Source organism: Rhodococcus sp. EPR-157 (assembly GCF_001647195.1).
Lineage (GTDB): Bacteria > Actinomycetota > Actinomycetes > Mycobacteriales > Mycobacteriaceae > Rhodococcoides.
In genome coordinates this window covers 1-9365 of sequence record NZ_LVCV01000560.1, presented here as the reverse complement: position 1 = coordinate 9365, position 9365 = coordinate 1, and the positions used below count along the sequence as shown (strand labels likewise).

General features: G+C 63.8%; 10 protein-coding genes, 1 tRNA gene and 1 other RNA gene. 8 read left to right on the top strand and 4 right to left on the bottom strand.

The window, feature by feature from the left end; all coding sequences use genetic code 11:
- The first annotated feature begins 110 nt into the window (after positions 1 to 110).
- Positions 111 to 857 (top strand): 3-hydroxybutyrate dehydrogenase, encoded by a 747-nt coding sequence (locus A2J03_RS24735; RefSeq protein ID WP_068379354.1) that lies wholly within the window; start codon positions 111 to 113, stop codon positions 855 to 857.
- Between the two features lie 80 nt (positions 858 to 937).
- On the opposite strand, the gene A2J03_RS24730 is transcribed toward A2J03_RS24735, so the two are convergent.
- Both A2J03_RS24730 and A2J03_RS24725 read right to left on the bottom strand, forming a co-directional pair.
- The gene (locus A2J03_RS24730; RefSeq protein ID WP_068379352.1) at positions 938 to 1495 is read right to left on the bottom strand and encodes a TIGR03086 family metal-binding protein; all 558 of its coding nucleotides are present in this window, start codon (positions 1493 to 1495) and stop codon (positions 938 to 940) included.
- A gap of 75 nt (positions 1496 to 1570) precedes the next feature.
- Positions 1571 to 1658 (bottom strand) — tRNA-Ser (locus tag A2J03_RS24725).
- 160 nt (positions 1659 to 1818) lie between these two features.
- Here A2J03_RS24725 and ffs point away from each other — a divergent pair.
- Together ffs and A2J03_RS24715 are read left to right on the top strand one after the other, a co-directional pair.
- Positions 1819 to 1913, top strand: an RNA gene (gene ffs / locus A2J03_RS24720) — signal recognition particle sRNA small type.
- Positions 1914 to 1963: 50 nt separating this feature from the next.
- Positions 1964 to 3250: an aminotransferase class I/II-fold pyridoxal phosphate-dependent enzyme gene (locus A2J03_RS24715; protein ID WP_068379349.1), complete on the top strand. Its 1287-nt coding sequence runs from the start codon at positions 1964 to 1966 to the stop codon at positions 3248 to 3250.
- Positions 3251 to 3308: 58 nt separating this feature from the next.
- Here the strand turns inward: A2J03_RS24715 and A2J03_RS24710 are convergent, their stop codons facing one another.
- Positions 3309 to 4829: an MFS transporter gene (locus A2J03_RS24710; protein ID WP_068379346.1), complete on the bottom strand. Its 1521-nt coding sequence runs from the start codon at positions 4827 to 4829 to the stop codon at positions 3309 to 3311.
- 104 nt (positions 4830 to 4933) lie between these two features.
- Between A2J03_RS24710 and A2J03_RS24705 the strand changes: the two genes are divergently transcribed.
- On the top strand, positions 4934 to 5602 hold the full coding sequence (locus A2J03_RS24705; protein WP_068379343.1) for a TetR/AcrR family transcriptional regulator: 669 nt from the start codon (positions 4934 to 4936) through the stop codon (positions 5600 to 5602).
- 148 nt (positions 5603 to 5750) lie between these two features.
- Complete coding sequence (locus A2J03_RS24700; protein WP_231912705.1) at positions 5751 to 7058, top strand: lipase family protein; 1308 nt, start codon at positions 5751 to 5753, stop codon at positions 7056 to 7058.
- A gap of 18 nt (positions 7059 to 7076) precedes the next feature.
- Here A2J03_RS24700 and A2J03_RS24695 read toward each other — a convergent pair whose 3' ends face one another.
- Entirely contained in the window at positions 7077 to 7406 is a 330-nt protein-coding gene (locus A2J03_RS24695; RefSeq protein WP_068379340.1) for a YnfA family protein, read from the bottom strand.
- 149 nt (positions 7407 to 7555) lie between these two features.
- Between A2J03_RS24695 and phoU the strand changes: the two genes are divergently transcribed.
- From phoU to A2J03_RS24680, 3 genes are all read left to right on the top strand, one after another.
- The gene (gene phoU / locus A2J03_RS24690; RefSeq protein WP_068379357.1) at positions 7556 to 8209 is read left to right on the top strand and encodes a phosphate signaling complex protein PhoU; all 654 of its coding nucleotides are present in this window, start codon (positions 7556 to 7558) and stop codon (positions 8207 to 8209) included.
- Between the two features lie 37 nt (positions 8210 to 8246).
- Complete coding sequence (locus tag A2J03_RS24685) at positions 8247 to 9050, top strand: transglutaminase-like domain-containing protein (RefSeq protein ID WP_068379337.1); 804 nt, start codon at positions 8247 to 8249, stop codon at positions 9048 to 9050.
- Positions 9051 to 9077: 27 nt separating this feature from the next.
- Positions 9078 to 9365, top strand: a 288-nt coding sequence (locus tag A2J03_RS24680) for an HhH-GPD-type base excision DNA repair protein (RefSeq protein WP_331712398.1), incomplete at its 3' end; no start/stop codon positions are given.

Below are 9365 nucleotides of genomic sequence, written 5' to 3'. Positions count from 1 at the left end.
GTCGCCGTCGTCATCGCTCGTGAGACGAAGGGATTGGCGCTCGAAAGTATCGACATCGCCGACGCCAAGACCCTCGCCACCGAGGCGGAACTCGCGAAGGCCGGCCTGAAGTGACCGATTTGGCCGGGCGTTCCGCGCTGGTGACGGGCGGGGCGTCGGGGATCGGCGCTGCGTGTGCCCGTCGATTGGCTTCGCACGGTGCGAAGGTCACGATCGCCGACGTCGACGAGGTTGCGGCCAAGGAGTTGGCCGTCGAATTACGCGGTGACGCTTGGGCTGTGGATCTGCTCGACGTCTCGGGGTTGGAGGACTTGTCGCTCGACGTCGACATCCTCGTCAACAATGCGGGAATTCAGACCGTCGCTCCGATAGTCGATTTCGAGCCGGCAGCGTTTCGTCGGATTCAGACGTTGATGGTGGAGGCCCCGTTCCTGTTGATTCGCGCAGCGCTGCCAGGGATGTACGCTCGCGGGTTCGGCAGGGTGATCAATCTGTCGTCCGTGCACGGTCTTCGGGCGTCCGAGTACAAGGTTGCGTACGTGACCGCCAAGCATGCCCTCGAAGGACTGTCCAAGGTGACTGCTCTCGAAGGTGGCAAGTTCGGCGTGACCAGCAACTGCGTCAACCCGGGTTATGTACGAACGGCGTTGGTGGAGAAGCAGATCAAGGATCAAGCGGCGGCCCACGGCATCGACGAGGATCAGGTGCTCGAGAAAGTTCTGTTGACGGAGAGTGCGATCAAGCGACTCGTCGAACCCGAGGAAGTCGGATCGCTCGTCGGGTGGTTGGCCTCCGCTGACGCAGGCATGGTCACGGGTGCGTCCTACACGATGGACGGCGGTTGGTCTGCGCGGTAAGTGCAGCGAGACGAAAAATGACGCACGCACGGGCTGTCGAGCCCGTGCGTGCGTTCTTCGTCCGGCGGTGATGCAGCGGGTCAGACCGTTCGGCCCAGCTGGGCCAGCACCTTCGTCTGCCGGTCGGCGTCAGCGGGGACCTGCACTTCAGGCCCGCAGACCCCGTCCATCCGGATGTTGTCACCCATCTCGGCAATGAACGCCTCGACGAAATCGAGGTCTTCGTCGGCGATGCTGTCGTCCAAACCGGTCGGGTGGGCGATGTCCCACGCGTGCACGATGAGGTCGAGGCAGTAGAACGATCGAATGGACGACGCCAGGTCGGTGCGTCCGAAATGCCCGTCGTATTCCAGATTTGCTCGGGCCGGATCGTCGAGTATCTCCTGCATCGCGTCCCGGGTATGCACCCACGCGGCGACCGGGTCGTCGTCGACGGTGGGGCCATCGGGGATCGACAACCCGACGGGTGCCAGACCGCCGCGTTGACTGTCGAGGATGTGGCGCAGGACGTCACGGAGGGTCCATCCGTCGCAGGTCGAGGCAGTGTCCCACTTGTCCGAGGACACAGCGTCGACGCGCGTCGTGAGTGCGGCTGCGAGCCTGCGGTAGCGGTCGGCGGTCGTTTCGGTGGAGGTCATGCCGCCGATTCTCCCGCACGGTTCGCGAATCGAACACGAAAAAGCCCCTGCGACGTATCGCAGGGGCTGTCCCGTTGGCGGAGGATAGGGGATTTGAACCCCTGAGGGCGTTAACCCAACCCGCGTTCCAGGCGAGCGCCATAGGCCACTAGGCGAATCCTCCGTGGGGAAGCATACCGGGTCACCCCCTCCATCTCCCAAACGGGCCCGTCCGTGATCGCTTGAACGGCACATTCATACGATCTAGCAGCTTCCGGGACCTTTCGAGCGGCGGGACCGAGGGGCACCGACCCGTCGGTGTCGCGGGTACGGCTACGCTCTTCAATGGATCCCGCGCGGCGCGCATCCTGTGAACTCCCCCAGGGCCGGAAGGCAGCAAGGGTCAATGGGCTCTGCCGGGTGCGCGGGGTCCCCTTTATTTTGTGGATCAACACAGTCGAGGGACCAGACACCGAGAGGCCGCTCCGCATGCCAGCGCAAACCCAGTTGGGTCTGATGAACCATGAGGAGCTCGCCTCAGAGCACGAGCGTCAGGCTGTGAAGTACGAGCAGTTGAAGGCCGAGAATCTTGCTCTGGACCTCACCCGCGGAAAGCCGTCGCCCGAGCAGCTCGATCTCGCTGCAGGCCTGCTGACGCTCCCCGGCGAGGACTTCCGCGACGGCAACGGCACGGACTGCCGCAACTACGGCGGTTTGGGCGGTCTTCCCGAGCTGCGTGCAATCTTCGGTGAGTTGCTGAACATCCCGGTCAAAAATCTGGTGGCAGGCAACAACGCGAGCCTGGAAATCATGCACGACCTCGTCGTATGGGCGTTGCTGCACGGATTGCCGGACTCTCCTCGCGCCTGGTCGGCCGAGCCGAACATCAGGTTCCTGTGCCCGGCCCCCGGATACGACCGGCACTTCGCGATCACCGAGAGCTTCGGCATCGACATGATCTCGATCCCGATGCTGCCCGACGGCCCGGACATCGCGGAGATCACCAGGTTGGTTGCTGCGGACCCGCAGATCAAGGGAATGTGGGCAGTCCCGAACTACTCGAACCCGACCGGCGCTGTGTACTCCGAGGAGATCGTTCGGACGCTGGCGACCATGCCTACTGCGGCTCCGGACTTTCGTCTGTTCTGGGACAACGCGTATGCGGTGCACCCGATTGCAGAAGAGTTCGCCCCCTCGTACGACGTGCTGGGTTGGGCTGCCGAGGCAGGGAACGCCAACCGGCCGTTCGTGCTTGCATCGACGTCGAAAATCACGTTCGCCGGAGCCGGTGTCAGCTTCTTCGGTAGCTCCGACGAGAACCTGGAGTGGTACCAGAAGCACCTCGGCAAGAAGAGCATCGGACCGGACAAGCTCAATCAGCTTCGCCACCTGCGGTTCTTCGGTGATGCCGAGGGTGTGCGCGCCCACATGGCGAAGCATCGCGACATCCTGGCACCCAAGTTCGCGCTGGTTCAGCAGATTCTCGACGACCGACTCGGTGCGTCCAAGATCGCTTCGTGGACCGAGCCGAAGGGCGGTTACTTCATCTCGCTCGACGTACTCGAGGGAACGGCGGCTCGGTCGATCGAATTGGCGAAGAACGCCGGAATCGCGTTGACGGGCGCAGGGTCTGCATTCCCGTACAAGAAGGACCCGCTCGACCGGAACATTCGCCTCGCCCCCAGCTTCCCATCGCTCGACGAGCTGGAGAAGTCCATGAACGGCGTCGCGACCTGCGTTCTGCTGGCCGCGACGGAAAAGCTGCTCCGCAGCTAGTGGCGCGGTTGAGTGCACCGTCGTGCACTCAACCGCGCCACTGGGCGCGGAGCGCCCTCTAGTGCCCTACGACTACCGCGCCTTCAGGGGCGTCCGGTAGCAGCCCCGGCTTGACGACGATCGCCGAGACGGCCGCGCCGAGCAGGAAGATTCCCGTCGCCCACCAGAACGTCGTGGTGTAGCTGGCAACCTCGGCGTGGGCGGCGAGAGCCTGGGCACTCGCTGCTGTCGCCATGTTGTCGGTGACGTAGTTCGCCGCAGCCGTTGCAGCAATGGTGCTCAGCAGCGCGGTACCGATCGATCCGCCGATCTGCTGCATCGTGTTGACGGTCGCCGACGCCACTCCGGAATCGTCGGGGTCGACACCCGAGATCGCGCCCTGCATTGCCGGCGCCATCGTCGCGCCGAGCCCGAGACCCATGATGACGAGGCCGGGCAGGATGTGCGTCGCATAGCTGGAATCGACGTCGATCTGCGTGAGCAGTCCCATGCCGAGTGCCGCGACGAGGAGTCCTCCAGTCATCAGGATTCGCGGTCCGAATCGTGGCAGCACGATCGCTGTCGACAATGTTGCAGTGACGATCAGCGCGCCGATCATCGGCATGAACGCGAAACCGGTGCTGATCGGAGTGAATCCGAGTGTGTTCTGCAGGTAGTAAGTCAGGAACAGGAACACTGCGAACATGCCTGCGCCGGAGATGAATACGGCGAGGAAGGATCCGGCTCGAGTTCGGTCGAGGATGATCCGCAGCGGAAGCAACGGATGTTCTACGCGCTGCTGAATTCCGAAGAACACTCCGAGCAATGCGGCGCCGACCACCAGGAACGCGATGGTGACAGTGTTGCCCCAGCCGTCGGACTCTGCGTGCGCGAAGCCGTAGACGATGGCGAAGAGTGCTGCCGAAACGGTGACGGTGCCCGGGATGTCCAGGCGTGGCCGCTCGTCGACCTTGTGCTTCGCCAGCAGGATGAACCCGGCGACGAACGCGAAAGCTGCGAAGAACAGGTTGATGTAGAGACTCCAACGCCAGTTGGCCCACTCGGTAAGGATTCCGCCGAGCAGAAGTCCGAGTGCGCCGCCGCCGCCGGCGATCGCACCGAAGATGCCGAATGCCTTCGCGCGTTCCTTCGGGTCGACGAACGTGGTCGCGAGGAGGGACAGAGCCGCCGGTGCCAACAGGGCGCCGAACACACCTTGACCTGCTCGTGCGGCGACCAGCATGCCGAAGTTGACTGCCGCCCCGCCGACCGCGGACATCACGGCGAAGCCGACAAGGCCCACGAGGAAGGTGTTGCGACGACCGAAGAGGTCGCTGAGTCGGCCGCCGAGCAGCAGGAGGCTGCCGAAAGCGAGCGCGTAGGCGGTGACGACCCATGAGCGGTTGCTGTTGTCGAACCCGAGGTCGAGCTGCGCGGCGGGGAGTGCGATGTTCACGACGGTGGCATCGAGCACCACCATGAGCTGGGCGAGACCCAGCGTGGCCAGGATCAACCAACGATTTCGGTGGGACTTGGCTTCGGTGGTTTCCCCCGTTGCCAGTGCTGACGACGTGGTGTCGTCGGGTGACAATGCGGTCATGGTGTTCCTTCGATCGGTTATGTGGAGGTGTACCCTCCGGATAGAACGAAGGTAGCAGCTAAGTGGAGGTATGTCCTCCGCTTATCGGGTGAAACGGACATGCAATGACTGTGAGAGACGACACAGGCGTCAAGAAGCCGCTGCGGGCCGACGCCGAACGCAACCGCCGACGCATCGTGGATGCTGCGCGTGAGCTGTTCGCCTCTCGCGGGATCGACATCACTCTCGACGACGTCGCGGCTCATGCGAAGGTCGGTGTCGGGACGGTGTATCGGCGGTTCTCCTGCAAGGAAGAACTGATCGACGGGGTGTTCGAGCAACGCCTCGAGGACATGCTGGCCTGTGCAGAAGAATCGTTGCTGGTCGAGGACCCCTGGGATGGGCTGGTCCTGTTCCTCACGAAGCTGTTCGAAGGAATATCGGCAGACAAGGGCCTCGGCGACGTCGTGCTGGGGACCGACGAGGGCTGCAATGGGATCGCCAGAATGCGTGAGCGGATCGACCCGTTCGTCGAGCGCATCGTCACGCGTGCCAAAGATTCGGGTCGACTGCGAGCCGATGTCGAGGTCAATGATCTCTTCCCGCTTATCGGGATGGTCAACGCAGCGTCCGAGTTCATGAGCTGCGTGGAGCCCGCCAACTGGAAGCGCTATTTCGCGATCGTCATGGATGGTCTGCGAGCCGATTCAGGTATGTCCGCGCTGCCCGGTCGCGCGCTGACCACGGACGAGATCACTGCTGCGAAAGCCGAGATGCATCGTCGACGTCGGTGAAATGGAGAATCTCCCGACCGATCACCGCACGATAGTGTGATCCGCTCAACCCGACCTTTCGTTTTGTGCGCCTCATCACGTATGGTCCGTTTCGAAGTCTTACTACCGCTCGGTAAGGAGCGGTCGGACGTACGGGGGGTTCTCACGCATGCGGGTGTCACGGATATTCGGTTCGGCAATCGGTGCCGCGGTGTTGGTCGCGACGGTGATGACGCCGCTCGCGTCGGCGCAACCGCCCTCGGGATCGTCGACAGGCTCGACCGGGGAGTCCGACTTCTACACGCCACCGAGTCCGTTGCCTGCGGGCGCGCCGGGTGATGTCCTCCGCACCGAGCCGTCACCACTGGCGATCGCGGTGCCCGGAATCGGCGGGACACTGCCGGGTGTCGCCACACGAATCATGTACCGCAGCACCGATTCCAACGACGCTCCGAATGCGGTGACCGGAACGTACATCGATCCTGCCGCGGACTGGACAGGACCTGGGCCGAGGCCGCTCGTCGTGCTGGCCCCCGGCACCCAAGGGCAAGGCGATCAGTGCGCGCCGTCGCGAATGCTGAACCGCCTCATCACCTACACGCCTCCACTGGGATTCATGGTCGAGTACGAAATTCTCGCCGCGTACTCTCTGCTGTCTCAGGGCTACGGCGTCGTGATCACCGACTACGAGGGACTGGGTACGCCGGGTGCGCACACCTACGTCAACCGAGCTTCCGAAGCGCACGCGGTTCTCGACGCTGTCCGGGCTGCCCAGAACCTGCAGGGCACCAAGATCTCCGCGGACGGACCCGTTGCGGCCTACGGGTATTCGCAGGGCGGCGGTGCGGCCGCTGCCGCAGCCGAACTGGCCGGTGAGTACGCGCCCGAACTCGACCTCGTCGGCACCTACGCCGGGGCCCCGCCCGCGGACCTGAAGCAGACGCTCGAACAGGTGGACGGAACCATCCTGACCGGTGTCATCGGATACACCCTCAACGGACTACTCGAATCCGATCCCGGACTGCGGCCGATCATCGACGCGAACATCAACGACGCAGGGAGGGCGATGCTGAACCTGGTCGCCAATCAGTGTGTCGGCGAGACGATTCTGACGGTGGGGCTGCACCGAACCACCGAGTACACCACCACCGGCGAACCGATGTCTGTTGTGCTCGACCGGTTGCCCGAAGCGCAGGAAATCCTGTCGAAGAACAAGATCGGCGAACGTACCCCGACGGCTCCGGTGCTGATCCAGTCCGGCACGTCCGACGACATCGTGCCGCACGGACAAGCCGTCGAGCTCGGCGGCGCGTGGTGCAGCAAGGGTGCCACGGTTCAGCTCAGTGCCGCGCAGGTACCGGCGATCGTTCCCGGATCGGGTGCAGGACATCTCATCCCGGACCTTCTCGGTATCGGCGAGGCGCAGAACTGGATCAAGGATCGCTTCTACGGAGTGCCTGCGCCGACCAACTGCTGATCGGTTACGGCCCGCGGGTCAGCGCGGGCCGTACATGATCACGGCGACGCCGGCCAGACAGATCAACGCGCCGGTGACGTCCCACCGGTCGGGGCGGAAGCCGTCGGCGACCATGGCCCACGCCAGCGACCCCGCGACGAAGACGCCTCCGTAGGCCGCGAGTATGCGACCGAAATTGGCGTCGGGCTGGAGCGTCGCAACGAAGCCGTACGCGCCGAGTGCGATCACCCCTGCGCCGACCCAGATCCAGCCGCGATGTTCACGGACGCCCTGCCAGATCAACCATGCACCGCCGATCTCGAACACAGCAGCTACACCGAACAACAGAATTGATTTGACGACCGTCACGGTCAGCAGGATCCCACAAATCGTCGAAGTGTAGAAAGATGCAGGCGGGGGTACAAAAACTCGTAGATTTCTACGGTGAGGATCGACGCACATGGGGACTTTCGACGAACAGCGTTCCGTCGCGCGCACAGCTGTGAATGGCTGCCGTCATGCGTGAGTCCTACAACGAGCAGCTCGATTCGGTTCGCTCCGACCTGACCGACATGTGCAGGATGGCCGAGTCGGCGATGGAGTCGGCGACGACCGCGCTGCTGAACGCTGACCTGCACTTGGCCGAGGAGACGATCGGCAGCCGCGACGAGATCGACCTGCTCGCGACCGAATGGGAACTCAAGGCATTCTCGGTACTCGCGCTGCAAGCGCCCGTCGCACTCGACCTGCGGATCATGGTCAGCGGGATCCACATCGTCGCCGACCTCCAGCGAATGGGTGGGCTCGCGATTCATGTCGCCGAGCTTGTCCGGCGGCGTCACCCTGCTCACGTGCTTCCTCCCGAAGTGGAGGCGGTGTTCGCCGAGATGGGGCGCGTTGCCGTCGCGCAGGCAAGATCGACGCGAGAGGTTCTGTTGACGCGGGATCCGGAGCTCGCGGTCGAGCTGAGGACGGCCGACGAGGAGATGGACCAGCTGCACCGCAGTCTCTTCGTGCTGACCTCCGCGCCGGATTGGCCGCACGGGGTTCCCGCTGCAGTCGACATCACCCTGCTCGGCAGGTTCTACGAGCGTTTCAGCGATCACACCGTCGAAGTCGCCAAGCGCGTCATCTTCCTCGCCACTGGAGAATTTCGTTCTGAAGACTCATGATCTGCACGTTCGTCCGACTGATGGCAGGATCACCACAATGAAACGTGACGTCTCGGCCTACCTCGACGTGGATGTCACCGAGGCCAGCACACTCGAATTTCAGATCGCGGTAGCACCGCATCCCGGCGCGGACGTGTGGGAAGCACTGTCGTTCACACTCGACGGGCAACCCGTCGACGCGCAGGAGATCAGTGGCGCGCACGGTACGCGCATCCACAAGCTGCATGCGGGCGTCGGCAAACTCGAAGTGTCCTACTCGGCCACGATCTACGGCAATACCGAACCGGCGCCGGCGTCGGACTACGATCTGTCGCTGTACCTCAGACCGAGTCGATACGCCGAAGCCGACAAGTTCTTCGGTTTCGCCGCAACGGAATTCGGATCCTACGAACCGTCGGAGAAGCTTCTCGCCGAAGTGTCGTCGTGGGTCGGCGCTCGGCTGAGCTACGTGCCGGGAAGCAGTGATCCGATCGACGGTGCCGTCGACACGCTTCTGGCCGGTGCCGGTGTGTGCCGCGACTACACTCACCTCGTCGTGGCGCTCCTTCGCGCTGTCAACGTTCCTGCTCGGCTCGTCGCGGTGTATGCCCCCGGGTGCGATCCGATGGACTTCCACGCTGTCGCAGAAGCCTTCGTCGAAGGTCAGTGGCGGGTTGTCGACGCCACCTGCCTCGCACCCCGTTCGACGCTGGTGCGCATCGCAACCGGGCGCGACGCCGCCGACACAGCCTTCCTCGACAACCACGGCGGATCGATCACGTTGAACAACGCGGTCGTCGGTGCCATCGTCGACGGGCCGTTGCCGTTCGACGACATCACGCAGTTGGTGTCGATCACCTAGGCCTCTCGTGCGTGAGAAGATTCGGTCATGTCTCCCACACTGCACCTGACCGGTGACGTCGAGGCCGACGCATTGCTGGCGGAGGACCCGTTCGCGTTGCTCATCGGCATGCTTCTCGATCAGCAGGTACCGATGGAATCGGCGTTTGCAGGTCCGAAGAAGCTCGTCGACAGGCTCGGTGACCTGAAGGTCGACACCATCGCGGAGGCGGATCCCGACGAGTTCGCCGCCGTCTGTGCCACGACTCCTGCCGTGCATCGGTTCCCGGGGTCGATGGCCAAGCGGATCCAGGGACTCGCGCAGTACCTCGTCGAC

Bases quoted from the DNA above. Each gene is read 5' to 3' on its own strand.
- A2J03_RS24700 (WP_231912705.1), top strand. From the start codon at position 5,751: ATGCGGGTGTCACGGATATTCGGTTCGGCAATCGGTGCCGCGGTGTTG.
- A2J03_RS24730 (WP_068379352.1), bottom strand. From the start codon at position 1,495: ATGACCTCCACCGAAACGACCGCCGACCGCTACCGCAGGCTCGCAGCC.
- A2J03_RS24685 (WP_068379337.1), top strand. From the start codon at position 8,247: ATGAAACGTGACGTCTCGGCCTACCTCGACGTGGATGTCACCGAGGCC.
- A2J03_RS24705 (WP_068379343.1), top strand. From the start codon at position 4,934: ATGACTGTGAGAGACGACACAGGCGTCAAGAAGCCGCTGCGGGCCGAC.
- A2J03_RS24710 (WP_068379346.1), bottom strand. From the start codon at position 4,829: ATGACCGCATTGTCACCCGACGACACCACGTCGTCAGCACTGGCAACG.
- phoU (WP_068379357.1), top strand. From the start codon at position 7,556: ATGCGTGAGTCCTACAACGAGCAGCTCGATTCGGTTCGCTCCGACCTG.
- A2J03_RS24715 (WP_068379349.1), top strand. From the start codon at position 1,964: ATGCCAGCGCAAACCCAGTTGGGTCTGATGAACCATGAGGAGCTCGCC.